This window comes from Streptomyces sp. NPDC031479, from assembly GCF_055581065.1.
On sequence record NZ_JBVIKC010000005.1, the window covers coordinates 193,219 to 216,762 of the forward strand.

22 protein-coding genes are annotated in these 23,544 nt (G+C 73.3%); 10 read left to right on the top strand and 12 right to left on the bottom strand.

What is annotated here, in order from left to right; genetic code table 11:
• Positions 1–117: 117 nt before the first annotated feature.
• Together ACZ5D2_RS08675 and idi are read left to right on the top strand one after the other, a co-directional pair.
• Positions 118–1,365 carry a GNAT family N-acetyltransferase gene (locus tag ACZ5D2_RS08675; RefSeq protein ID WP_371681110.1) on the top strand — a complete coding sequence of 416 codons (1,248 nt, stop codon included), beginning with the start codon at positions 118–120 and terminating at the stop codon, positions 1,363–1,365.
• Between the two features lie 136 nt (positions 1,366–1,501).
• On the top strand, positions 1,502–2,101 hold the full coding sequence (gene idi, locus ACZ5D2_RS08680) for an isopentenyl-diphosphate Delta-isomerase (RefSeq protein ID WP_371675719.1): 600 nt from the start codon (positions 1,502–1,504) through the stop codon (positions 2,099–2,101).
• Positions 2,102–2,172: 71 nt separating this feature from the next.
• On the opposite strand, the gene ACZ5D2_RS08685 is transcribed toward idi, so the two are convergent.
• Positions 2,173–2,703, bottom strand: coding sequence for an ATP-binding protein (locus ACZ5D2_RS08685; RefSeq protein WP_371675720.1), 531 nt, complete (start codon positions 2,701–2,703; stop codon positions 2,173–2,175).
• Between the two features lie 283 nt (positions 2,704–2,986).
• Between ACZ5D2_RS08685 and ACZ5D2_RS08690 the strand changes: the two genes are divergently transcribed.
• On the top strand, positions 2,987–3,733 hold the full coding sequence (locus tag ACZ5D2_RS08690) for an enoyl-CoA hydratase/isomerase family protein (protein ID WP_468928217.1): 747 nt from the start codon (positions 2,987–2,989) through the stop codon (positions 3,731–3,733).
• A gap of 54 nt (positions 3,734–3,787) precedes the next feature.
• On the opposite strand, the gene ACZ5D2_RS08695 is transcribed toward ACZ5D2_RS08690, so the two are convergent.
• Both ACZ5D2_RS08695 and ACZ5D2_RS08700 read right to left on the bottom strand, forming a co-directional pair.
• Positions 3,788–4,411 (bottom strand): DJ-1/PfpI family protein, encoded by a 624-nt coding sequence (locus tag ACZ5D2_RS08695; protein ID WP_468928218.1) that lies wholly within the window; start codon positions 4,409–4,411, stop codon positions 3,788–3,790.
• Between the two features lie 275 nt (positions 4,412–4,686).
• Positions 4,687–5,649, bottom strand: a complete 963-nt coding sequence (locus ACZ5D2_RS08700; protein ID WP_371675725.1) for a GlxA family transcriptional regulator — start codon at positions 5,647–5,649, stop codon at positions 4,687–4,689.
• 112 nt (positions 5,650–5,761) lie between these two features.
• Between ACZ5D2_RS08700 and ACZ5D2_RS08705 the strand changes: the two genes are divergently transcribed.
• Positions 5,762–7,399 (top strand): ABC-F family ATP-binding cassette domain-containing protein, encoded by a 1,638-nt coding sequence (locus tag ACZ5D2_RS08705; RefSeq protein ID WP_371675726.1) that lies wholly within the window; start codon positions 5,762–5,764, stop codon positions 7,397–7,399.
• 99 nt (positions 7,400–7,498) lie between these two features.
• Here the strand turns inward: ACZ5D2_RS08705 and ACZ5D2_RS08710 are convergent, their stop codons facing one another.
• The 7 genes from ACZ5D2_RS08710 to ACZ5D2_RS08740 all read right to left on the bottom strand — a co-directional run bounded on the left by ACZ5D2_RS08710 (position 7,499) and on the right by ACZ5D2_RS08740 (position 15,861).
• Positions 7,499–8,941, bottom strand: a complete 1,443-nt coding sequence (locus tag ACZ5D2_RS08710; RefSeq protein ID WP_371675727.1) for an amidohydrolase family protein — start codon at positions 8,939–8,941, stop codon at positions 7,499–7,501.
• Between the two features lie 178 nt (positions 8,942–9,119).
• Entirely contained in the window at positions 9,120–9,674 is a 555-nt protein-coding gene (locus ACZ5D2_RS08715) for a hypothetical protein (protein WP_371675728.1), read from the bottom strand.
• A 12-nt stretch (positions 9,675–9,686) separates the two neighbouring features.
• Positions 9,687–10,466, bottom strand: a complete 780-nt coding sequence (locus tag ACZ5D2_RS08720; RefSeq protein WP_371675729.1) for an SDR family NAD(P)-dependent oxidoreductase — start codon at positions 10,464–10,466, stop codon at positions 9,687–9,689.
• Positions 10,467–10,473: 7 nt separating this feature from the next.
• Positions 10,474–11,670, bottom strand: coding sequence for an MAB_1171c family putative transporter (locus ACZ5D2_RS08725; RefSeq protein ID WP_371675730.1), 1,197 nt, complete (start codon positions 11,668–11,670; stop codon positions 10,474–10,476).
• Positions 11,660–12,112, bottom strand: a complete 453-nt coding sequence (locus ACZ5D2_RS08730) for a M78 family metallopeptidase domain-containing protein (protein WP_371675731.1) — start codon at positions 12,110–12,112, stop codon at positions 11,660–11,662. The genes ACZ5D2_RS08725 and ACZ5D2_RS08730 overlap by 11 nt, the downstream gene beginning before the upstream one ends.
• Before the next feature lie 314 nt (positions 12,113–12,426).
• Positions 12,427–14,919, bottom strand: a complete 2,493-nt coding sequence (locus tag ACZ5D2_RS08735; protein ID WP_371675732.1) for a Tex family protein — start codon at positions 14,917–14,919, stop codon at positions 12,427–12,429.
• Positions 14,920–14,997: 78 nt separating this feature from the next.
• Positions 14,998–15,861 (bottom strand): SCO6745 family protein, encoded by an 864-nt coding sequence (locus ACZ5D2_RS08740; protein ID WP_468928224.1) that lies wholly within the window; start codon positions 15,859–15,861, stop codon positions 14,998–15,000.
• A 593-nt stretch (positions 15,862–16,454) separates the two neighbouring features.
• On the opposite strand from ACZ5D2_RS08740, the gene ACZ5D2_RS08745 reads away from it, so the two are divergent.
• On the top strand, positions 16,455–17,963 hold the full coding sequence (locus ACZ5D2_RS08745) for a M1 family metallopeptidase (RefSeq protein WP_371675734.1): 1,509 nt from the start codon (positions 16,455–16,457) through the stop codon (positions 17,961–17,963).
• Positions 17,964–17,994: 31 nt separating this feature from the next.
• Here ACZ5D2_RS08745 and ACZ5D2_RS08750 read toward each other — a convergent pair whose 3' ends face one another.
• On the bottom strand, positions 17,995–18,879 hold the full coding sequence (locus ACZ5D2_RS08750; RefSeq protein ID WP_468928226.1) for an oxygenase MpaB family protein: 885 nt from the start codon (positions 18,877–18,879) through the stop codon (positions 17,995–17,997).
• Between the two features lie 195 nt (positions 18,880–19,074).
• Between ACZ5D2_RS08750 and sph the strand changes: the two genes are divergently transcribed.
• Both sph and ACZ5D2_RS08760 read left to right on the top strand, forming a co-directional pair.
• On the top strand, positions 19,075–20,064 hold the full coding sequence (gene sph, locus ACZ5D2_RS08755) for a sphingomyelin phosphodiesterase (protein WP_371681112.1): 990 nt from the start codon (positions 19,075–19,077) through the stop codon (positions 20,062–20,064).
• A 75-nt stretch (positions 20,065–20,139) separates the two neighbouring features.
• Positions 20,140–20,805, top strand: a complete 666-nt coding sequence (locus tag ACZ5D2_RS08760) for an HAD family hydrolase (RefSeq protein WP_030224780.1) — start codon at positions 20,140–20,142, stop codon at positions 20,803–20,805.
• On the opposite strand, the gene ACZ5D2_RS08765 is transcribed toward ACZ5D2_RS08760, so the two are convergent.
• Positions 20,786–22,009, bottom strand: coding sequence for a transcriptional regulator (locus ACZ5D2_RS08765; RefSeq protein WP_468928228.1), 1,224 nt, complete (start codon positions 22,007–22,009; stop codon positions 20,786–20,788). The genes ACZ5D2_RS08760 and ACZ5D2_RS08765 overlap by 20 nt on opposite strands.
• 192 nt (positions 22,010–22,201) lie before the next feature.
• On the opposite strand from ACZ5D2_RS08765, the gene ACZ5D2_RS08770 reads away from it, so the two are divergent.
• From ACZ5D2_RS08770 to ACZ5D2_RS08780, 3 genes are all read left to right on the top strand, one after another.
• Positions 22,202–22,525: a DUF6415 family natural product biosynthesis protein gene (locus ACZ5D2_RS08770; protein ID WP_468928230.1), complete on the top strand. Its 324-nt coding sequence runs from the start codon at positions 22,202–22,204 to the stop codon at positions 22,523–22,525.
• Between the two features lie 165 nt (positions 22,526–22,690).
• Positions 22,691–22,834, top strand: coding sequence for a hypothetical protein (locus ACZ5D2_RS08775; RefSeq protein WP_371675738.1), 144 nt, complete (start codon positions 22,691–22,693; stop codon positions 22,832–22,834).
• 5 nt (positions 22,835–22,839) lie between these two features.
• Positions 22,840–23,172, top strand: coding sequence for a glycine-rich domain-containing protein (locus ACZ5D2_RS08780; RefSeq protein ID WP_468928233.1), 333 nt, complete (start codon positions 22,840–22,842; stop codon positions 23,170–23,172).
• Positions 23,173–23,544 lie beyond the last annotated feature (372 nt).

The following is a 23,544-nucleotide window of genomic DNA, read 5'->3' on the forward strand; positions in this document are numbered from 1 at the left end:
GACCACACCGACCACACCCACATCTGCGACAGCACCGCCGCCAACGGCTCCCCCTCCGCCGCCCCCGGCTCCCCCTCCGCCGACTCCGGTCCCGACGGGGCCTTCCTCGCGGCCTTCATGGAGCTGCACCACGGCCTGCCCCGGCAGTCCCCCGGCTCCGACGCCACCACCCGCCACCTGCTGTCCCTGTGCGGACCGCTGCCCGAGCGGCCTCGCGTCCTGGACCTGGGCTGCGGTCCCGGCCGCAGCGCGCTGCTGCTCGCCGCCGAGGCGGGCGGGCCCGCCGGGGCCGGTTTCGCCGAGGTGACCGCCGTCGACCTCCACGAACCGTTCCTCGCCGAACTGCGCGCCGCCGCGGAGGCCCGCGGCCTCGGCGGCCGTGTCGAGGCGGTCCGGGCGGACATGGGCGCGCTCCCGTACGGGGACGGCTCCTTCGACCTCGTGTGGGCCGAGGGATCCGCCTACTGCATCGGCTTCGACCGGGCGCTCGCCGAGTGGAAGCGGCTGCTGGCACCCGGCGGCACCCTGGTGCTGACCGAGTGCGAGTGGACCGCCGAGGAGCCTTCCGCCGGAGCGCGGGCCTTCTGGGACCCGCAGTGCGCGCTGCGGTCCGCCGCCCGCAACACCGCCGCCGCCCAGGCGGCCGGGTACCGGGTGCTGGGGACCCGCCTGCAGCCGGACTCCGACTGGGCCGAGTACTACGGTCCGCTCACCGTCCGGGCCCGGACGGCGCGGGCCTCGACCCCGGCGGCCGGGGCCGCGCTGGCCGCCACGCGCGAGGAGATCGCCGTACGGGAGCGGCACGGCCACGAGTACGGCTACCGGGGCTACGTCCTGACCCCGGTGACCGCGGGGGACGGGGACCGCTGGCCGGCCCGGCCGGAGACCGCGGCGCAGGCGGCGGCCGTGCGGGCCGTCAACCTGGCGGCCTTCGACACCCCGCTGGAGGCTGATCTCGTGGACGCGCTGCGCGCCGACGGCGCCTGGCTGCCGGGGCTCTCCTACGTGGCCGTGCGTCCCGACGGCTCGGTGGCGGCGCACGCGCTGCTGACCCGTTGCACGGTGGACGGCGTACCGGCGCTGGCGCTCGCGCCGGTGGCCACCGATCCCCCGGCGCAGCGGTCGGGCGCCGGCAGCGCGGTCGTCCGGGCCCTGCTCGCGGCGGCCCGGGAGCGGGGAGAGTCGCTGGTCCTGGTCCTCGGGCATCCCGCGTACTACGCGCGCTTCGGGTTCGTGCCGGCCTCGCTCTTCGGGATCCGGGCCCCCTTCGAGGTGCCCGACGAGGCGATGATGGCGCTGGTCCTCGACGGTTCCGTGCCGGTGCCGAAGGGAACCATCCGCTACCCGGCCCCGTTCGGGATCTGACGGCGCGGCTCACCTGTCCGTCCCCCGCCGGGTGCCTAGCACGCGGCGGGGGGCGGACATGCGCTGATCTCCGAAGTGGGGACAAGACTCTTTTGTACGGCAGACTGAAGGCCGGAGTCCGAAGCGAAGGATGGGTATGCCGACCACACCAGCCACCGACGCCAACAGTGCGTCCGCCGGCACCGGAACTCAGGAATCGATCATGCTCGAACTGGTCGACGAGTCCGGCAACACCATCGGCACGGCGGAGAAGCTCTCCGCCCATCAGGCGCCCGGCCTGCTGCACCGGGCGTTCTCCGTGTTCCTCTTCGACGAGCGGGGCCGGCTGCTGCTCCAGCAGCGCGCCCTCGGGAAGTACCACTCCCCCGGCGTCTGGTCGAACACCTGTTGCGGCCACCCGTACCCCGGCGAGTCCCCGTTCGCGGCGGCGGCCCGGCGGACCCACGAGGAGCTGGGGCTGTCGCCCTCGCTGCTCGCCGAGGCGGGGACGGTGCGCTACAACCACCCGGACCCCGCGTCCGGGCTGGTCGAGCAGGAGTACAACCACCTGTTCGTGGGACTGGCGCAGGCGGCGCCGGATCCGGATCCGGAGGAGGTCGGCGACACGGCCTTCGTCACGGCCGAGGAGCTGGTGAAGCGGCATGCCGAGGCGCCGTTCTCGGCCTGGTTCATGACGGTCCTGGACGCGGCCCGGCCCGCGATCCGCGAGCTGACGGGCGATGCGGCGGGCTGGTAGCCGCGGCTCCCTCCGGCCGGGCCCGCGTACCGGCTCCGGCTCTTTCGCGAGCTCGTCCAGGGCGTGCTCGCTCAGAGCTCGGGGGCCGGTGCGGTGAGCGGCAGGGCGGCCCAGATCACCTTGCCTCCGGTCGAGGTGTGCTCGACGTCGCAGACCCCGCCGGCCTCCCGCGTGACCTCGCGGACCAGCAGGAGGCCCCGGCCGCCGGTCTGGCCGAAGTCGGCCTCCAGCGCCTTGGGCCGGTACGGGTGGTTGTCCTCGACGGCCACCCGTACCCATTCCCGGCCCACCGCCACCTCGACGGCGACCTCGGGGGAGAGCAGGGCCGCGTGCCGGACCGAGTTCGTCACCAGTTCGGAGACGATCAGCAGCAGGGAGTACACCAGGTCCTGCGGCGCCGGCACCCCCTGGCGGCCGAGCAGGTCGCGGACCGCACGACGGGCCTGCGGAACGGATTCTTCTACGGCCGGCGCGGTGAAGCGCCACACCCCCTCGTATGCGAGGGGGTCCGCCGGAGCCGGCGCCTCCCCCTCCCCGGCTGGCGGGACGCTCCCGCTGTCGTTCATCTTCCGGCCCCCGTCTTCGCGCTCGATCGTCTCCACGTGCCAAGAGTGGGGACGCGGCTGGTCCGGACCTCGTCGCTGACCAGAAGTCAGCGCCTATCGGACACTTTTTGACCGGTGGCGTATGACAGAGTCAGTTGTTCGACCGTTCTTGATCCGACGCGGAGTCCCGCGCAGCCGTCTCCCGCACCCCGTCCACCGCGCCCTGCCCGTGGCCCCGTCGCCCTCCCCGACCAGGACGGGAACGCGCCGCGCGCCCGTCACACCCGGGTACGGACTCCCCTTGATCGCAGCATCGGCCGACCGGGATAGCATCCGGCGCATGGACGCAGCCCTCCGCACCACCGTCGCCGGCGGCGTGGCCACCGTCGTCATCTCGCACCCGGCCAAGCGCAACGCCATGACCGCCGCGATGTGGCGGGCCCTGCCGGAGCTGCTGCCGCGGCTCGCGGCGGACCCGGACGTCCGGGTCCTGGTGCTGACCGGGGACGGTCCGACCTTCTGCGCCGGCGCCGACATCTCCTCCCTCACGGGTGACGACGATCCGCAGGCCCTGTCGGTCGCCGCGGAGGAGGCCCTGGCCGCCTTCCCGAAGCCGACCGTGGCGGCGGTCCGGGGCTTCTGCGTGGGCGGCGGCAGCCAGCTGGCTGCCGCGTGCGACCTGCGGTTCGCCGAGGAGGGCGCCTCCTTCGGGGTGACCCCGGCGAAGCTGGGCATCGTCTACCCGGCCTCCTCGACCCGCCGGCTGGCTTCCGTGGTCGGGCCGGCCTGGGCCAAGTACCTGCTGTTCTCGGCGGAGTTGATCGGCGCGGAGCAGGCGCTGCGGGCCGGTTTCCTGCACGAGCTGCTGCCGGCCGGGCAACTGGACAAGCGGGTGGCCGAGTTCGCCCGGATCCTCACCACCCGCTCGTGGCTGACGCAGGCGGCGGCGAAGGAGTTCGCGGACGGCCGCACCGACCGGGACGCGTACTGGGCGGACCGGGCGGCGGTGAGCGGCGACACCGCGGAGGGCGTCGCCGCCTTCCTGGAGCGACGGGCACCACGCTTCGACCGGCCGCCGGCGGACTAGGCCGCCTCTTCCGGATCCTGCCGGGCCCGCGGCACCCGGCCCCGACGACGGGGCTCAGCGCGCGGCGTGGCGCAGCCGGGTGACGATTGCGGCCGGGGCCTTGTCCGGGGACCCGGCGTCGTAGGGCGGCTGCGGGTCGTACTCGCACATCAGCTGCACGGTCTGGGCGTACTCGTCCCCGGCGATCCGGCCGAGCAGGCCGAGGCCCATGTCGATGCCGGAGGACACCCCGGCGGCGGTGACGTACTTCCCGTCGTAGACCACCCGCTCGCCGGTGGGCCGGGCGCCGAAGGGGGTCAGACGGTCGAGGTAGAGCCAGTGCGAGGTGGCCCGGCGCCCGTCCAGCAGCCCGGCGGCGGCGAGCAGGAGCGAGCCGGTGCAGACGGACGTGGTCCAGGTGGTGGTGGCGTCCACGGCGCGCAGCCAGTCGAGGACGGCGGGGTTCTTCATCTCCTCCTCGGGGTGCGGCCCCCCGGGCACGACGACGACGTCGGGCCGGGTGACCTCGTCGAGCGCCTTGTCGGCGACGAGCGCGAGCGACCCGTTGTCGGTGCGTACGGGTCCGGGCCGCTCCGAGACGAACACGGTTTCGGCGCCCTGGAGCCGGCCGAGGGTGTCGAAGGGGCCGATGGCGTCGAGTGCGGTGAATCGGTCGTAGAGCAGTACGGCGATCTGCATGGCTCCTCCGGAGCGGTCGGTGATCGGCCCCGCCGGGAAACCCCCGTCGGAACCACCCCCGGGCGGCGCCCGGGGGGACGGAGCCGCACCCGGGGTGAGCGGGCACGGCCAGGATGGACGGACACGCCCCGTCAGGCCGGGTACGACCCGTGCGGCCGGGGACCGCCCGGGTGATCGGGATCCCGGTGATCGGGATCGCGGTGGCTTGGGTCGCGGTGATCGGGATCGCGGTGGCCAGGATCGCGGTGGCCTGGGTCGCGGTGGCCTGGGTCGTCCTACCGGGGGCCGAAGCGGCGGCGGTATTCCGCCGGGGGCTGACCCAGGTGGCGGACGAAGGCGCGGCGCAGCGCCTCCGGGGTCCGGTAGCCGCAGGCCCGCGCGACCTGCGCGACCCCCTCCCCGCCCTCCTCCAGCAGCCTGCGCGCGTGCTCCACCCGCACCCGCTCCACGTACCGCCCCGGCGTCACCCCCGTCTCCGCCTGGAAGGCCCGCGCGAAGTGCCGCGGCGACAGCGCGGCCCGCGCCGCGAGCGCCTCCACGCTCAGGTCGCCGCCCGGGTGCTCGGTGATCCACTGCTGCACGTCCCGCAGCGGCTCCCGGCGCGCCGTCTGGGCGGCCAGCTGCGCGCTGAACTGCGCCTGGTTCCCCGGCCGGCGCAGGAACACCACCAGGTGGCGGGCGATCAGCAGCGCCACGTCCCGCCCGAGGTCCTCCTCCACCAGTGCCAGCGCCAGGTCGATCCCGGCGGTGACCCCGGCGGAGGTGGAGACCGGGCCGTCGCGTACGTAGATGGGGTCCGGTTCCACCGACACCCTGGGGTAGTCCCGCGCCATCTGCTCGCAGGAGTACCAGTGCGTCGTCGCCCGGCGGCCGTCGAGCAGCCCGGCCTCGGCCAGCAGCAGTCCGCCGGTGCAGACCGACACCAGCCGCTGCGCGCGTCCCCCGTACGCGCGCAGCCAGTCCGTGAGCCGGGGCTCGAAATCGCCCCGGTACCGGCCCCCCGGCACCAGCAGGGTGGTGCCGGGGCCCGGCCGGGCGCCCTCCAGGTCCCCGTCCGGGACCAGGGTCAGCCCGCTGTCGGTCCGGACCGGCGCCCCGCCCGGGGACACCGTCCGGATCGCGTACCCGCCCCGGCCGCCCGGACACCGCGCGGCCCCGGCGAACACCTCGACCGGCCCGGTGACGTCCAGGCTCTGGACGCCGTCGTAGAGGACGACCAGCACGTTTCGCAACGACATGCATCCATGGTGTGATCCGGCTCCGATGGCCGCAATGACGGGGATCCCACCTATCCGGACATCACCCGGCGGCGGCGGGCCCGCCCCGGCGCGCGGATAGGATCGGGGCATCATGACTGCAACCCTCGTCGCCAAGGACCTCACCGCCGCGCACGGTGAGCGCACGCTCTTCGCCGGCCTCGACCTCGTCGTCGCGCCCGGCGATGTCATCGGACTCGTCGGTGTCAACGGCGCCGGGAAGTCGACCCTGCTGCGGATGCTCGCCGGGCTGGACACCCCGGAGACCGGTGAGCTGCGGCTCTCCCCGCCCGGCGCGGCCGTCGGACACCTCCCGCAGGAGCCCGAGCGGCGCCCCGGCGAGTCGGTGCGCGAGTTCCTGGCCCGCCGTACCGGCGTCGCCGCCGCGCAGGCCGCTCTCGACGAGGCGACGCAGGGCCTGGTCGACGGTACCCCGGGCGCGGACGACGCGTACGCGGACACCCTTGACCGCTGGCTGAACCTGGGCGGCGCCGATCTCGACGAGCGGGCCCAGGAGGTCGCGGACGAGCTGGGCCTCGCCGTGAGTCTGGACCTGCCGATGGCCGCCCTGTCCGGTGGCCAGGCGGCCCGCGCCGGGCTGGCCTCGCTGCTCCTGTCCCGCTACGACGTGTTCCTCCTCGACGAGCCCACCAACGACCTGGACCTGGCCGGTCTGGAGCGGCTGGAGCAGTTCGTGAAGGGGCTGCGCGCGGGCACGGTCGTGATCAGCCACGACCGCGAGTTCCTGACCCGGACGGTCACCAAGGTCCTCGAACTCGACCTGGCGCAGCAGCAGATCAACCTCTACGGCGGCGGCTACGAGTCCTACCTGGAGGAGCGGGAACGGGCGCGCGGTCACGCCCGCGAGGAGTTCGAGGAGTACGCGGGCAAGAAGGCCGCCCTGGAGGGCCGGGCCCAGATGCAGCGCAACTGGATGGACAAGGGCGTGCGCAACGCCCGCCGCAAGTCGAGCGACAACGACAAGATCGGCAAGAACCTGCGCGGCGAGTCCAGCGAGAAGCAGGCCGCCAAGGCCCGCCAGACGCAGCGGGCGATCGAGCGCCTGGAGGTCGTCGACGAGCCGCGCAAGGAGTGGGAGCTGCGCATGGAGATCGCGGCGGCCCCGCGCTCCGGCTCGGTCGTCGCCACCCTACGCGAGGCGGCCGTCAAGCGGGGGGACTTCACGTTCGGCCCGGCCAGCCTGCAGATCGACTGGGCGGACCGGGTGGCGATCACCGGGGCCAACGGCGCCGGCAAGTCCACCCTGCTCGCGGTGCTGCTCGCACGGCTCGCCCCGGACTCGGGCTCCGCCACCCTCGGTTCGGGGGTGCTGGTCGGCGAAGTGGACCAGGCCCGCGGGCTGTTCCTCGGTGACGAGCCGCTGCTGGAGGCCTTCTGCGCGGCGGTCCCGGACACCGAGCCGGCGGAAGTGCGCACGCTGCTGGCGAAGTTCGGCCTGAAGGCCGCGCACGTGCTGCGCCCGGCGGCCACCCTCTCCCCGGGCGAGCGGACCCGGGCGGCGCTGGCGCTGCTCCAGGGCCGCGGGGTGAACCTCCTCGTCCTGGACGAGCCGACGAACCACCTCGACCTGCCGGCGATCGAGCAGCTGGAATCGGCCCTGGAGTCCTACGAGGGCACCCTGCTGCTGGTCACCCACGACCGCCGCATGCTCGACGCCGTCCACGTGACCCGCCGCCTGGAGGTCGCGGACGGCAAGGTCACCGAGCTCTAGGCCGGCCCTTCCGGATCTTGCCGGTCAGGCCGGGCGGCGCGGGTCGGGCACGATCCTGAAGAGAGGGCCTGGGCGGCGGGCCGCCCGGGCCGGACGCCGTCAGGCGGAGGCCCGGATGCGGGTGGCGGCGGCTTCGGCCTCGCGGACCACGCGGGCGGTGTCGACGTCCACGAGGCGGCCGTCGAGCTTCAGTGGCCGGCCGTCGACGAACACGGAGTCGACGTTCTCGGGGCGTCCGTTGAAGACGATCTGGCCGACCCAGTCGAAGCGGGGGGCGAAGTTGAGGGCGGCCGGGTCGAGGACGACCAGGTCGGCCCTCTTGCCGGGGGTGAGCGAGCCCACCCGGTCGGCGATGCCGAGGGCTTCCGCGCCGCCCAGAGTGGCCATCCGCAGGACGTCCTCGACCTGGGGGAAGACCCCGGCGTCGGTGGAGCGGGCCCGCTGGAGGCCGATGGCGGCCTTCATCAGGGCGTGGAAGTCCGAGGTGTCGTTGGTGCCGCCGTCCAGGCCGAGGGCGACCTTGACACCCCTCCTCCGCAGGCCGGGCAGCGGCATGATGCCGGAGGCCAGGCGCATGTTGCTGAGCGGACAGTGGACGGCCCGCACGTCGTGGGCCGCGAGCGCGGCGATCTCGTCCTCCGTGAGGTGGATCGCGTGGTTGACCAGGAGGCGCGGGCCCAGCGCGCCGATGTCCGCGAGGACCCCGAGCGGATCGTCGGCCCGCTGCTCGGGGCGTTCGAGGACGTGGGAGTTGAGCATGACGCCCAGCTCCCGGGCGGTTTCCCAGTGGGCCTGGTTGAGGCCGGCGAGGGAGCGTGCCGCGTGGGTGGCGACCTGGAAGGAGCCGAGCGGTACGGGGTCCACGAGTTCCCTCTTCACCCGGGCGGCCACTTCCCCGTCGGGCCTGGGCGGGAACATCGCGTACGTGAACCGGACACCGGTGCCCGCCAGGGCCCGTACGTAGCTCTCGACCAGGTCGTCCGCGAAGATGTCCACCCAGTCGACCAGGGTGGTCACCCCGCTCTGCACGGCGTCGAGGGCGGCGAGCCGGACGAAGCTGTGCAGGGCGGCGGGGGTGAGCCTGGCGCGCTGGCCGTCGGTACACCTCCGGAACCAGCCGAACAGGTCGCCGTCGGTGCAGCCGCCCCGGATGGAGGCCTGCCACAGGTGCGTGTGCGCGTCCACGAAGCCCGGCATCACCAGCTTCCCCGACACGTCCCGGACCCGGGCGTCCGCCGGAGCCCGCAGGCCCCGGCCGACGGCGGCGACGGCACCGCCCCGGACCAGCACGTCGGCGTCCTCCAGCATGCCCAGCGGGCCCGTCCCGGCGGCCGGGTCCATGGTGAGCACCAGGGCCGCCCCGCGGAGCAGGACCGTGCGCGGGGCGGCGGCGTGGGGCGTGGCGGGCCGAGCCGGCGCCGGGTCGGTCGTCGTACGCGGGGTGGCACCGAGCAGGAGCGGGGCGGAGGCGGCCACGCCGAGACCGGCGAGGAGCGTGCGGCGGCCGGGCGCCGGGGGCGTGGTGGGGGCTGCTGGCTGCATGGAGTGGTACCTCCCGGGACGAATGGCGGAAGGCCCGCCCGGGGCAGCGCCGTGACGCGGCGTCAGCCGGGGCGGGAGGTTGCCCGTACCATGCCCGGCGAACGGGATGTCGATAGCCGTTGGTGGAATTATTTTTCCGCTGGAGCCGTGTGGATGCCGTGGGCGGGCCACCTTCCGGTTAGGGTCGCGCGCCGCCCGGACCCCGCGCGGGGCGGTCGGCGATCTCCATGGCCCAGGCCCGGAAGGCCGCCCTGTCCCCCGGCGGGATCCGGAGGTGGCCGGGGGCCAGGGATCCCGCCGCGGCGGCGAGGAGGTCGTCGAGGCCGAGGGCGTGCCATTCCCAGAGCATGTGGTTGTAGGCGCGCATCAGCGGCTCGACCCGCTCGCGGATGCCCGCCACCTCGGCGCGCCCCACGCCGGCCCGGTCCAGCCGGTCCAGGGTCGCGGCCTCCTCCTCCGCAGTGAACCAGGTGTCCAGGAACGGGTCCAGGAGATCGCCCCACACGTCCGGCCTGCGCCGCAGCGGGATCCCGTTGCGGGCGCAGAAGCGCTCCAGCTCGGTGGCCCGGCCGGCCGGGACGAAGACGGTCTCCCCCGAGTGGGTGCGCAGCTCCGGCGGCGAGGCCTCGGGGTCGGCGTCCCTGACGGCAGCCGCGGCGAGCGTGCTTCCCGGGAGCCGGGCGTCCGCGGGGAGCAGGATGTGGTCGTCGGCGAAGTCGGGGTCACCGGCCACGGCGTCGTCCTCTCAGGCCCGGTCAGCCGGGGCGTTGCGCTTGCGGGGCATCCTGCGGGCCACGAAACCGCGCGGGAGGTGGCGGGCCGCGAGGGCGTACGCCTGGTAGTGCCGGCCGGTGATGCTGACCGGCCGGCGGCGGGCCAGGTCCCGCAGGGCCTTGGCCACGACCGCCTCCGGCTCCAGCCACACCGCGTCGCGCAGGGCGCTGACGTCCATCCCGGCGCGCTCCTGGAACTCGGTACGGGTGAAGCCCGGGACCACGGCCAGCACCCGGACCCCGTAGGGCTCCATGTCCACCCGCAGGGATTCGCTGAAGGCGGTGACCCAGGCCTTCGCCGCCCCGTACGTGCCGGTCGGGAGGAGTCCCGCGACGGAGGCGATGTTGAGCACGGCGCCCCGGCGGCGCTCGCGCAGGCCGGGCAGCAGGGCGTGGGTGAGCCGGAGCGGGACCTTGACCAGCAGGTCCAGCATCCGTTCCTCGTCCTCGACCGGGTTGTACGGGAAGGGCGCGGGCAGTCCGAAGCCGGCGTTGTTGACCAGCATGTCCACGGGCCGGGCCGGATCGGCGAGCCGTCCCTCGACGGTGGCGCACTGCTCCGGGTCCAGCAGGTCGGCGGGCAGCACCTCGCAGGCGGCCCCGAACTCCCGGCGCAGGCCGTCGGCCACGGATTCCAGGCGGGCCTTGTCGCGGGCGACGAGGACGAGGTCGCAGCCCTTGGCGGCGAAGCCGCGCGCGAAGGCCGCGCCCAGGCCGGCGCTGGCTCCGGTGATCAGAACGGTGGTGCTCAAGGGTGCGTCACTTCCTGTGCGGATCGGTGGTGAAGGCGGTGGTCTCGGGGGAGGCGTAGGCGCGGGCGACGTCGACCAGGAACCTGGCCTCGTCCTCCAGTCCGCCGCCCTCCTCGAAGGTCTGCATCGCGGCCGGGAGTTCCAGGGCCGTGGCCCGGCCGGGCTGTCCGGAGCCACCGGCGAGCTTCGCCCGTCGCGCCTCCTTCAGTACGCAGGCCAGCGCGGCGGCCGTGAGCCGCTGTTCGGGGACCAGGCTCCCGGCGACGTGGCGGCGGGCCCGTTCCGGCAGGCCCGGGGGCACGTACTCCCCGAGGATCAGGATCGCGTCGCGGGTCTCGATGACCTTGCGGTAGACCAGCAGGTTGCGCGGTACGGGCGGCCAGAGCAGCTCCAGGACCCGGCCGGTCCGGGGCTCGGAGAGGACGACGTGCGGGACGGCCTGGACCAGCTCCCGCCACAGGGGCCACAGCCGCCAGGCGATGACGGTGTCGGCGGTGGTGCGGCGCAGCGTGAACAGGGTGGGCACCACGATCGCGGCGGCGCGCAGCAGGCCGTGCAGGTTCATCATCAGCGGCAGGGCGGGCATCGCCCAGGTGCTGCCGAACAGGGCCTTGAGCAGGTACGCGAACCAGAACAGGCCGGCCAGTGCGGTGCCCAGCCCGAACAGCCGCAGCCCGGCCGCCAGGCCCCGGCTCTCGGCGCGCCGGCCGTAGCGCCAGCAGACGTACACGCAGACGGTGTTGGCGATGAGGTGGGCGGAGATCATGACGAGCCAGTACGCGAGCGAGGGCACGGGCGGTCCGGCGGGCGGGATGGTGTGCGTGCCGTGGCCGGGCGCGGCGCCGTCCAGGGCCACGAGGACGCCCAGCCAGAGGGCGGTGCCGGCCCAGGCGGCGAGCTGGAGCCTGCGGCCGCGGGTGGCGGCGGCGACGAAGTAGAGCACGGTGCCCGCCGACAGCACGCCGATGAGGTTGCGGACGAGGCCGACGGCGTGTGCGTAGCCGGGTTCCCGGCTCGTGGCGTAGGTGACGACGGCGGGCAGGTTCAGGGTCATCGCGGCGGCCGCGGTGGCGACCGCGAACCACAGTCCGCGCTGCTGCGGGGAGCGCAGGGCGCCGGGGGCGCGCAGCAGGACGGCGGCCCACAGGCACACCACGCTGGGGACGGCGAGCCAGTCGCCGAGGGCGGCGAGGTCAGCTGCCATCGCGCGGGCCCCGCTCGTACCCCATGGCGGATTCCAGGCGGGCGAGGGCTCCCCGGGGTGCGGGGGTCGTGCGCGGGTGGCCGGCGCCCGCGGTGCGGATGCGGATCATGCTCGCGAGCATCTCCGCCTCCTGCTCCTGGCGGGTGGTGTAGTTGGTGCGGCCGAGGACCACGGGGGCCCGGCCGTCGGTCTCCCGGCCTTCCAGGGAGTGGTGGCCGAAGAGGATGTGGCCGAGCTCGTGGAGCACGATGTGCTCCCGGTGCAGGGGGGTGGTGTGCGCCTCGTAGAAGACGTAGTCCACGGTCTCGGTTCCCACCCACAGTCCGCAGACGCCGGATTCGGCGGCCTCCGGGGGCAGCGGGTGCAGCCGGATCGGGCGGCCGCGCTGTTCGGCGATGCGTGCGCACAGGGTGTCCAGGGAGAACGGGCGCGTCAGGTCCATGTGACCGAGAATCGTCTCGCACCGTTTGCGCAGGCTGGGGTTCCGGTGCGGCATGTGTTCCCTCTTCGGACCCTTTCTCGGGCAGCGTCGATAGGCGTGGGGGGTGGGCATCGACATGGCGTCCTGTGCCTTGAGGCGGCCTCGGGAGGGCGGTTCCCGAGGCCGGAAATGCGGAAGCCCGTCCGCGGGTGACGAACGGGCGTTCCACCATGCCTACAGATCAACTACGGGGATTGGCAAGGCGCGTTCCCCGGTGAGGTACCTATCCGGCCACTCTTGCCGGTCTGCCGGAGCCATTCCTTCCGATCGCGGTCCTACGAGCGCCCCCGACGGTCGTCCGGGCCGGTGAGACCGGCGCGGCGCAGGGCGTCGGCCATGGCGCTGTTGGCGGGGGCGGGCGCGCCGGAACGCTGACCGCCGCCCTGGCCGCCCTGCGGCCGGCTTCCCTGGCCGCTCTGGCCGCGCCGGCCCTGGCCCTCGCCCTGCCGCTGGCCCTGGCCCAGGCCCTGCTTCTGTCCCTGGCCCTCGCCCTGCCGCTGGCTCTGGCCCTGGCCGCGCTGCTGCGGGGGCCGGCCACCGCCGCGGCGCTCCTGGCGTTCCTCACGGGGGCGGGGGGTGCCCGCCGTCCGCTCGGCCTCGTCCTCCAGCCGCAGCGTGAGCGAGATCCGCTTGCGGGGGATGTCCACGTCCATGACCTTGACCCGGACGATGTCGCCCGGCTTCACGACGTCCCGCGGGTCCTTGACGAAGGTCTTCGACAGGGCCGACACGTGCGCCAGCCCGTCCTGGTGGACGCCGATGTCGATGAAGGCGCCGAAGGCGGCCACATTGGTGACCACCCCTTCCAGGATCATCCCGGGAGCCAGGTCGCCGATCTTCTCCACGCCCTCCTTGAAGGTGGCCGTCTTGAAGGCGGGGCGCGGGTCGCGGCCCGGCTTCTCCAGCTCGCGCAGGATGTCGCCGATGGTCGGCAGGCCGAAGGCCTCCGTGACGAACTGCTCCGGCCGCAGGGACCGCAGGACGGTGGAGTTGCCGATCAGGGCGGCCACCTCGGCGCCCGCCGTCTTGCCCATCGCCCGGACCACGGGGTAGGCCTCGGGGTGCACGCTGGAGGAGTCCAGCGGGTCGTCCCCGTCACGGATGCGCAGGAAGCCCGCGCACTGCTCGTACGCCTTCGGGCCCAGGCGGGCCACGTCCTTGAGGCCCCGGCGGCTGCGGAAGGGGCCGTTGGCGTCGCGGTGGGCCACGATGTTCTCGGCGAGGGTGCCGCTGATGCCCGACACGCGGGAGAGCAGCGGCGCGGAGGCGGTGTTCACGTCCACGCCGACGCCGTTCACGCAGTCCTCGACGACCGCGTCGAGGGAGCGGGACAGCTTCATCTCGGACAGGTCGTGCTGGTACTGGCCCACTCCGATCGACTTCGGGTCGATCTTGACCAGTTCGGCGAGCGGGTCCTGGAGGCGGCGGGCGATGGACACCGCACCGCGCAACGACACGTCCATGCCGGGGAGTTCCTGCGAGGCGAAGGCGGAGGCGGAGTACACGGAGGCGCCCGCCTCGGAGACCATCACCTTGGTGAGCCCCAGCTCCGGGTGACGGGCGATGAGGTCCCCGGCCAGCTTGTCGGTCTCGCGGGAGGCCGTGCCGTTGCCGATGGCGACCAGCTCGACCGCGTGCTCCTTCGCGAGGCGGGCCAGGGTGGCGAGGGAGGCGTCCCACTTGTTGGCGGGAACGTGCGGGTGGATCACGTCCGTGGCCACGACCTTGCCGGTCGCGTCGACGACGGCCACCTTGACGCCGGTGCGGAAGCCCGGGTCCAGGCCGAGGGTGGCGCGGGTCCCGGCCGGTGCGGCGAGCAGCAGGTCGCGCAGGTTGGCGGCGAAGACCCGTACGGCCTCGTCCTCGGCGGCGGCGCGCAGCCGCGTGCGCAGGTCGATGCCCAGGTGGACCTGGATCTTGGTGCGCCAGGCCCAGCGGACGGTGTCGGCCAGCCACTTGTCGCCGGGGCGGTCGCGGTCGGCGACGCCGAAGCGGCGGGCGATCAGGCCCTCGTACGTGGACGGGCCGGGGGTGTCGGCCGGCGGCTCGGGCTCCAGGTCGAGGGTGAGCACGTCCTCCTTCTCGCCGCGGAGCATGGCGAGGACCCGGTGGGAGGGGAGGGCGGTGAAGGGCTCGGCGAAGTCGAAGTAGTCGGCGAACTTCGCGCCGGCCTCCTCCTGGCCGTCGCGGACCTTCGCGGCGAGCCGGCCGCGGGTCCACATGCGCTCGCGCAGGTCGCCGATCAGGTCGGCGTCCTCTGCGAACTTCTCGGTGAGGACGGCGCGGGCGCCCTCCAGGGCGGCCGCCGCGTCGGCGACGCCCCTGTCGGCGTCGACGAACGCCGCGGCGGCCACCGCCGGTTCGACGGAGGGGTCCGCCAGCAGGCCCTCGGCCAGCGGCTCCAGGCCGGCCTCGCGGGCGATCTGGGCCTTGGTGCGGCGCTTGGGCTTGAAGGGCAGGTAGATGTCCTCCAGCCGGGCCTTGGTGTCGGCCGCGTGGATCCGGGCCTCCAGTTCGGCGTCGAGCTTGCCCTGCTCGCGCACGGAGTCGAGGATCGCCGTGCGGCGGTCCTCCAGTTCGCGCAGGTAGCGCAGCCGCTCCTCCAGGGTGCGCAGCTGGGCGTCGTCGAGCATCTCGGTCGCTTCCTTGCGGTAGCGAGCGATGAAGGGCACGGTGGAGCCGCCGTCGAGCAGCTCGACGGCGGCCTTGACCTGCCGTTCCCGTACGCCGAGCTCCTCGGCGATCCTGCCTTCGATGGACATCGTCACTGTGCGGTCCCGCCTGCCTTCGTTTGCGTGGAAGGCTGCCAATTGTGGCAGGTGGCGGTGACGGACGGCGGGAGCCCCTCAGGCCTTTCCGGTGAGGTCGCGCGGGAAGGCGCCCGCGCCGACGGCCCGGCGGACGAATCCGCCGCCCAGTTCGTGGAGCCGGGCGAGGCCGTCCGCGCCGAGGTGCTCGTACGGGGCCGCGTCGAGGCGGTCGGTCTCGGCCTCCAGCCGCTCGCGCAGGGCGGTGCCCTCGTCGGTGAGCTCGCCGTCGGCGTCGAGGACCCCGCGGGCGCGCAGCCGGGCGGCCGCGGCGTCGAGGTCGTCCTGCTCCCAGCCCCGGATGGCCTTGTCCCACTTCGGGGTCATGCCGCGGCCGGTCGCGGCGTGGCTGACCAGGGCCTCCACGGGGTCGAGGCCGGTGAGGAGCAGCGCGGCCACGTGACCGTCGCCCCGGTGCTCGCGCAGCAGGGTGGTGGCGTGCCACAGGCGCAGGTGCGGCTCCTCGGGGACGGGGAGGTCGGCGTGGGCGGCGTAGAGGGTGCGGCCGGAGCGGATGCAGCCCTCCGTGGCGCGCATCGCGAGGTCGGCGGCTTCGGCGAGTTCGGGGGAGGCGATGGCCTCGGGGCCGAGGAGGCGGCGCAGGGTGGTGTCGGCGGCGCGCAGCCGGGCGGCGAGGGCCTGCTCCGGGGTGATGGTGTCCCAGACCGCGGGGAGGTGCGCGGTGACGTAGTCGTGGCGGTAGTTGTAGAAGGTCGCGGTCACCGCTCCGGGTCCGACGGCGCCCAGGGCGGCGGAGCGGCTGGCGAGGTTGACGGCGACCCGGTGGGTGACGCCGAGGGCCGCGAACTCGGTGGTGAGGTCGGGCGAGAAGTAGATCGTGGCGTGCAGGGGGTTGATCGCGGCGTGCCAGCAGTGCCGGGCGGCGTGCGGAGGAAGCGTCATGCGCCGCAGGTTACCGACTGCTCAGTATGCGGGGTACCCCCCGGCCCCCGCCCACCGGGGCGCGGGGTGCCCCCGGGCCCCCGCGCCGACGGGATGCACGGCAGCACCGGGGCGGTCGGCGGGGGCTACCCGACGCCGAGCCCGCCGAGCCCTGCCGTGCCGTGCCGTGCCGTGAGCGCGCGGCAACCGGTTCGCCCTCGACCGGGGTCGACTGCCGAAATTCGGCCAATGTGTTCCCGGCCGGTGACGGTACGACAGGAGCGGTCGGCCGACCGGAAGTCGCCCCCGGGCACACCCCCGGCCGCCTCCGCCGGCCGGGGCGGCCTGGTGCGCGTGCCCCCGTACCAGACCGCACCGGGGCGGCGCCGGACCGTTCGACGAGCTCCCGCCATCCGTGTGGCGGAGCCCCCACCGTGTCCGGATTTCGATGTACCGGTGCCCGTCCGGCCGGGCCATCGGCCACGGCTTCCTTGCGGCCGGATGGCGATCGTGTGACACCAGGGGCCATGGACATGACCTGAGCGGCCAGGGGTGAATACGGTCGGACGACCAGACCCGAACCGATCTGCCTCCCCTACCCCTTGGAGCTCTTCGTGCACCGCAAAGTCATCGCCCCGAGCGTGCTCGCCGCCTCCCTGCTGCTGGTGATCCCGGCGTCGGCGGCCAGTGCCGGTCCGGGTGCCCCGGGTATCGGCGACTCGTACTACCCGGCCAGCGGGAACGGCGGGTACGACGTCTCCCACTACGACCTGCGCCTGCAGTACCAGCCGAAGACCGATCTCCTGGAGGGCACGGCCACCCTCCTGGCCACCGCCAAGCAGGACCTGTCCCGCTTCAACCTGGACTTCGGCCTCAAGGTCAGCGAGATCCGAGTCAACGGCGTCAAGGCGAAGTTCGCCACCTCCGGGACCCAGGAGCTGGAGGTCACCCCGGCCCAGCCGCTGCAGAAGGGGAAGGAGGCCTCCGTCGTCGTCAAGTACTCCGGCAAGCCCTCGGAGTACAAGGTCGACGGCTGGTCCGCCTGGCAGCGCACCCCGGACGGCGGCATCGCCGCGCAGGAGCCCGACTCGGCGGCCTGGTGGTTCCCGAGCAACGACCACCCGCTGGACAAGGCCACCTTCGACGTCTCGGTCAACGTCCCGGACGGCACCCAGGCCATCAGCAACGGCGTGCTCCAGTCGCAGAGCTCCCGGCTGGGCTGGACCCGGTACAACTGGCGTTCCAACAAGCCGCAGGCCACCTACCTGGCCACCCTCGCGGTCGGCAAGTTCGACATCACCACCGACAAGACCGCGAGCGGCCTGCCCGTCCTGAACGCGTACAGCAAGGACCTCGGCGACAACGCGGGCGCGGCGCGCGCGAGCGTGGAGCGGACCACCGAGGTCGCGGAGTGGCTGGAGGGGGTCTTCGGCCCGTACCCGTTCAACGCGCTCGGCGGCTACGTCCCGAACGTGCCCTCCGGTTTCGCGCTGGAGACGCAGACGCGGCCGTTCTACAGCCCGCGCCAGTTCGCCAACGGGGCGAACGTCTCGGTGGTCGTGCACGAGCTGGCCCACCAGTGGTACGGCGACAGCGTGTCGGTCGACAACTGGAAGGACATCTGGGTCAACGAGGGCTTCGCCCGCTACAGCCAGTGGCTGTGGTCGGAGAAGGAGGGCGAGGGCACCGCGCAGGAGCTCGCCGACTGGACGTACGCCTCCCGTCCGGCCGAGGACCCGTTCTGGCAGGTCAAGCCGGGTGACCCGGGTGCGGAGAACCAGTTCCACGGGGCCGTGTACGACCGTGGTGCCATCGCGATCCAGGCGCTGCGCAACGAGATCGGCGACGAGAAGTTCTTCCAGATCCTCAAGGGCTGGCCGACCGAGCGCGCCTACGGGAACGCCAAGGTCGGGGACTTCGTCCGGTACGCGGAGAAGATCTCGGGCAAGCCGCTCGCCCAGCTCTTCGAGACCTGGCTGTACACCCCGGGCAAGCCCGCCTTCGCCCCGCCGACCGCGGCAGCCAAGGGTGCGGGCGCCCGTACCCAGGCCCCGGCCAAGCCCGCCGCGGAGCCGAAGTCCTGGAAGAAGATCGCCGCGACGAACAACCTCCACGAGCACTGATCCGGCCCGCGGACGAGCGCGCCGGTGCCCCTCAGCGGGTGCCGGCGCGCCGTCGTGCGCGGGCGGTGCGGGCCAGCGGCAGGTAGCGCAGCCGCTCGGGCAGCAACGGTACGAGGATCCGCAGGGCCGTGCTCATCCGCCGCAGCGCGCGCTCCTGGGCGGGGGTCCACTCCAGGCCGAGGACGGCCCGCGCGTCGGGCGGCATGTACCCGACGGTGACGAAGGCCCGGAAACGCAGGTACGCGGTGCGCAGCAGCGGCCAGGTGACCCGCAGCAGCAGCCGCAGGGCCGGGGAGGCGACCTCGGGGCGGGGCAGGTCGGTGTCGGTGGCGAGCAGTTCGCGGGCCACTTTGGTGGGCTCGATCTCCTCGGCCAGCATCCGCCGGTAGTACGGCCAGAACTCCTCGACCGTCTGGGGCATGTCCCGGTCGCGGAGCCCGAGGATCCGGCCCACCTGGAGCCACTCGCGGTAGAGCAGGCGCTCCTGGGCGGGGGTGATGCGGCGGAAGAGGTACCGGCCGGAGTGCAGGGCCACGGGGAAGCCGGTGGCGTGCACCCAGGCGTAGCAGGCCGGGTCGAGGGAGTGGTAGCGGCGCCCCCGGGTGTCGGTGCCCCGGATCTCCTTGTGCAGCCGGCGCACCCGGCGGCCCTCCGCGGCGGCCTCGTCCCCGCCGTACACCCACAGCTGGACGGAGCGCAGGGAGCGCTCGCCGCGTCCCCAGGGGTCGGTGCGGAAGACGGAGTACTGGTCGACGCCGGCGCCGACGGCCGGGTGGGCGACCTGGAGGGTGAAGGCGGCGGGCAGGGTCAGCAGGGACCGGATGTCCCCGGCGGTGGTCCACAGCACCCCGCCGGGCGGGGGCGGCTCGGGGTCGCTCCGAGGGCCCGCGGCCGTTTCCCTGGCGTGTGTGGTCATCCGTGTTCCCCCGGCATTCGTGCGTGGTTCTTCCTCCAGTATCGCCGCCGCGGGGCCGGCGGCCCGCCCGCCCGCACCCGGCCCCACGTTGTCGTGGCCCGGACAGAAAGTCTTGTCGCAGGTGTTACCCCGAAGTAACCGCGGCTGCTTGGATGACGGCGTCGATCTTCCCCCGCAGGAATGACGGAGACCTTCATGCTGCACACCTCGCACCGCCGCACCCGGGCCGCCGCCACGGCCGTCGCGGCGATCGCCGCCGGCACGCTGGCCCTCACCACCGCCCCCGCGGCCACCGCCGCCGAGACCGGCGCGACCCCCCGGCTCAGCGTCCTGACGTACAACACGTTCCTGATGAGCAAGAACCTGTACCCGAACTGGGGCCAGGACCACCGGGCTTCGGAGATCCCCAAGGCCTCCTTCTTCCAGGGGCACGACGTGGTGGTCCTCCAGGAGGCCTTCGACAACGGCGCCTCGGACGCCCTGAAGGCGGACGCGGCCGCGCAGTACCCGTACCAGACCCCCGTCGTGGGCCGCAGCAAGAGCGGCTGGGACGCGACGGGCGGCTCCTACTCCTCCACCACCCCGGAGGACGGCGGCGTCACGGTCCTGAGCAAGTGGCCGATCGTCCGCAAGGAGCAGGTGGTCTACAAGGACGCCTGCGGCGCCGACTGGTGGTCCAACAAGGGCTTCGCCTACGTGGTGCTGGACGTCAACGGCACCAGGGTGCACGTGGTCGGCACCCACGCCCAGTCCACCGACCCGGGCTGCGGCGCGGGCGAGGCGGCGGAGATGCGCGCCCGGCAGTTCCGGGCGATCGACGCCTTCCTGGACGCCAAGAACATCCCGGCGGCCGAGCAGGTGATAGTGACCGGCGACATGAACGTCGACTCGCGCAGCCCCGAGTACGCGAGCATGCTCGCCAACGCCGACCTGGCCGGCGCCGACAGCCGCACGGGTCACCCGTACTCCTTCGACACGGCGCTCAACTCGATCGCGAACTACCGCTACCCGACGGACCCCCGCGAGGACCTGGACTACGTCCTGTACCGCAAGGGCAACGCCCGCCCGGCGAACTGGAACAACAACGTGGTCAAGGAGCAGTCGGCCCCCTGGACGGTCTCCAGCTGGGGCACCTCCTACACCTACAGCAACCTCTCGGACCACTACCCGCTCATCGGCTCCTGACCCCGAAGCCCCCTCGCGCCTCCGGGCGGGAGGGGGCTCTGTCGAGCGTCCGGGGCCGTCACTAGGCTGGCCCGCATGACGATTCGCGCTGTGGTCTTCGACGTCGGTGAGTGCCTGGTGGACGAGACCCGGGAGTACGGCACCTGGGCGGACTGGCTCGGCGTCCCGAGGCACACGTTCGCGGCCGTGTTCGGGGCGGTCATCGCCCAGGGACGCGACTACCGGGATGTGTTCCAGGAGTTCCGGCCGGGATTCGACCTCACCGAGCAGCGCGAAGCGCGGGCCGCCGCCGGCAAGCCCGAGTGGTTCGGCGAGGACGACCTCTACCCCGACGTGCGGCCCACCCTCGCCCGGCTCCGTGCGGACGGCCTGTGGCTCGCCATCGCAGGGAACCAGACGGTTCGCGCCGGCGGGCTGCTGCGCGAGCTGTTCACGAAGGACGTGGACCTGATCGGCACCTCGGATGACTGGGGCGCCTCGAAGCCGGACCCCGAGTTCTTCGAGCGCGTCGCCGCCGTCGTCCCGGCCGAGCCGTCGGAGATCCTCTACGTCGGTGACCGGGTCGACAACGACCTGCGCCCCGGCGCCGCCGCGGGAATGCACACCGCGCTCGTCCGGCGGGGCCCGTGGGCCACGATCCAGTGGGACAGCGTCGAGGCCCGCGAGCTGCCGACCTTCCGCATCGAGAGTCTCGCCGAACTGTCGCCCCGGATCGCCGAGTTCAACACGCGAGAGCGCTGACCACCGCACCCCAGCCGTACAGCCGGTCATCGAGGTCGCGGACGTACTGCTCGTGCTCCCACGGGCCGAGCGCGCGCCGCACCTCGCGGACCCGCTCCAGTCCGGTGGCATACCAGTGTGCCTCCAGCAGTTCCAGCGCGCGAAGGGCGTACTGCGCCGCCTCCTCCGGATTCCTGGCAGCAGCCTCGACCGCGCCGAGGTCGCCGAGGATGACCGTGCGCTGCTTGTCAGCGTCCCCGGGAAGCTCGTCGAGCACGTGCAGCAGCGTCTCGCGGGCTTGCGGCAGGTGTCCGGCGGTCAGTTGGACGTTGCCCTTGAAGGCGGCGAGCCGGATCGAACTGAACCAGTCCATCCACTCGGGGGTCGGCTGGCCGGCAGTGTCCTCGACGACGGTCTCGCCGTGCGCGATGAGGTTGAGGGCGGCCCGCGTGTCTCCGCAGCGGGTGGCGCACTCGGCCTCTACGGCGTCGAGCCAGGCGATGACGTGGCCGTTGGCCTGCCCGCGGCGCGCGTAGGTGCGGGCTGCGGTCATGCGCTCCGTCGCCGCGGTGCGCTGCCCAGCCCACCCGGGAATGAAGGCCATGTGGGCGAGGATCGCAGCACCGAGCAGCGCATCGTCGGCCTCTCCGGCCGCCTGGAGTGCACGAACCCAGGTGTCGCCGGCACGATCGGGTTCGCGAAGGTCGAAGAACTCGATGCGGCCCGCCAGAAGCCAGCTCTCCGCGAGGGCGGCGGCAAGGGTCTGTCGGGTACGGCCTGTGGTCGCGTCGAGGAGTTGTCCGCCGAGGGTGGCGTGCGCGGCGGCGGCCGGGTGCAGCATCGCCGGGGCGACGGTCCAGTACAGCCGGCGATGAGCGCGGGTGACCGCGAGGAAGTCGACCCCGGCGGTGGCGGGCTGTGGTGCGCTGGACGTACGGAGTGGGCCTCGGTTCGCGGGCGCGATGAGGCTGGCGGTGACCTGAGGCCCGGTGCCGGGAGGCACGTTGAAGCCGAGTTCGTCGAGGGGCAGGCCGAGTAGGTCGACGAGGGCTTGCCGTACTTCTGGGTTCGGAAGGGGCGGATTCGCACCCTCGTAGCGGCGAGCCTGCCGTAGTCCGATGTGGAATCCGCGGGCCGCGAGGGCATCCACGAGTTCCTGCTGGGTCCGGTAGCCGGCGGCTTGGCGGGCTGCTTTGAACCGGGCGTTTCCGGTAGGTCGGCTCATTCCAACTCCCATAGTACGTAGGTGTCCTGACCTACTGTCTCAGGGAGCCCTCTTGACTGCCAGAGTTCACGGAAAAGGGACCCCAAAGCCCTATCAGAGGACCACAAAAGGCCGCTCCAAGGTCCTCGTAATGGGACTTCTACGGGTGCATGGTGTCTCTCACCACCCGCTGATGACGGTAGGGAGCACCCCATGAATTCCGGCGAAGCACAGATCGAGAAGCTCATCGGGCAGGCACTGGCCCCCTACTCGCAACGGCCGGGCGCCGAGGGCGTCGCCCGTCTCACCGCCGACTTGGTCGCGAGCGGGCAGGCCCTGCACGCCCTGGTCTCCGCCACCCCACACGGCCGGCGGACGGAGCGCGCCCACGCGGCCCTCACCGAGTGGTCGTACTTCGTCGACGCCGGCCCGACGGGGCGGGGTGACCACGCGGCCTGGAACCACGCGCGTGTCCTGGCCCGCATCCTGCGGAACATGCTCGCGGCTGTCGATCAACAGTCGAGCCGGGTTCGGTGACCGAGCGCCTGCGGCAACTGCTGTACGTCGTGATCCTGCTCGGCGCCCTGGCCGTCATCGTCGTCGGTACCCGCTGATCCCGGCCGCGGGCGCCACGAGCCCCACACCCTTGGCGCCCGCGGCCGGTCACACACCCGCATCCCGTCCAACCGAAAGGACAGCAGCATGACCACGCCCACCGCCCTGAAGCCGTTCGCCCACCACCTCCTCTCTGAGGAAGCGTTCGCCCGGGTGGTGTCCACCTCGTACAGCGCGACAACGACGGCGTCGAGGAGGCACTCGCCGTCCACATCGTCGAGGAGGCTCTGAAGTTCGTGGCCGCCGCGACCCGGGCCACGGGACGGCACCTGCGACCGTCCAAGCTGGTCGACCTCGGATGGCACGCCCTCATCCTCCACACGGCCATGTACCGGGAGCTGGGCACGGCGGGCGGCCGCTTCGTCGACCACCGCCCGGAGGGCCCGGACACGTTGCGGCGCGACGCCGACACGCCGACCCACACGATGGACGCGATCAGGGAGGCCGGCTACGAGCCGGACGCGTACCTGTGGGGGCTCCTGGCCGACACGGAGATCCACGCCGGGGACTGCATGCACAGCGAGTGCACGGAGGGTGGATCCGCCTGCGCCGCCCCGCCCGCGGCCTGACCCGCGTGGCCCGATCCCACTACAGTCGCCTACGTTCCGGAAGGAAGGAGTTGCGGTGAGTGAAGGTTCCCAAGGGCCCCGCGTGTGGGTCGATCCTCGGTTCCGTGAAGTAGTGGCCACCTGGGGTTCGCACCAGGTTGTGAGACGTCCCGGAGGGCGTCCACGCCGCGTTTGCCCGCATGGATCCGGGGTGACTCTGATGGTGGATCTCGAAACGGCCGCGCCTCGGAACGTCGAGTGCGGCGCGTGCTTCTCGCCGGAGGGCTGAGTCATCGAACGCCGCCCCGGCCGACAGTCCCCCTGTCGGCCGGGGTTCCCCGGTGCAGTGCGGACCGGGTCGGGAGTTGCCCCGCGCGGGCACCCCTCGGCGGA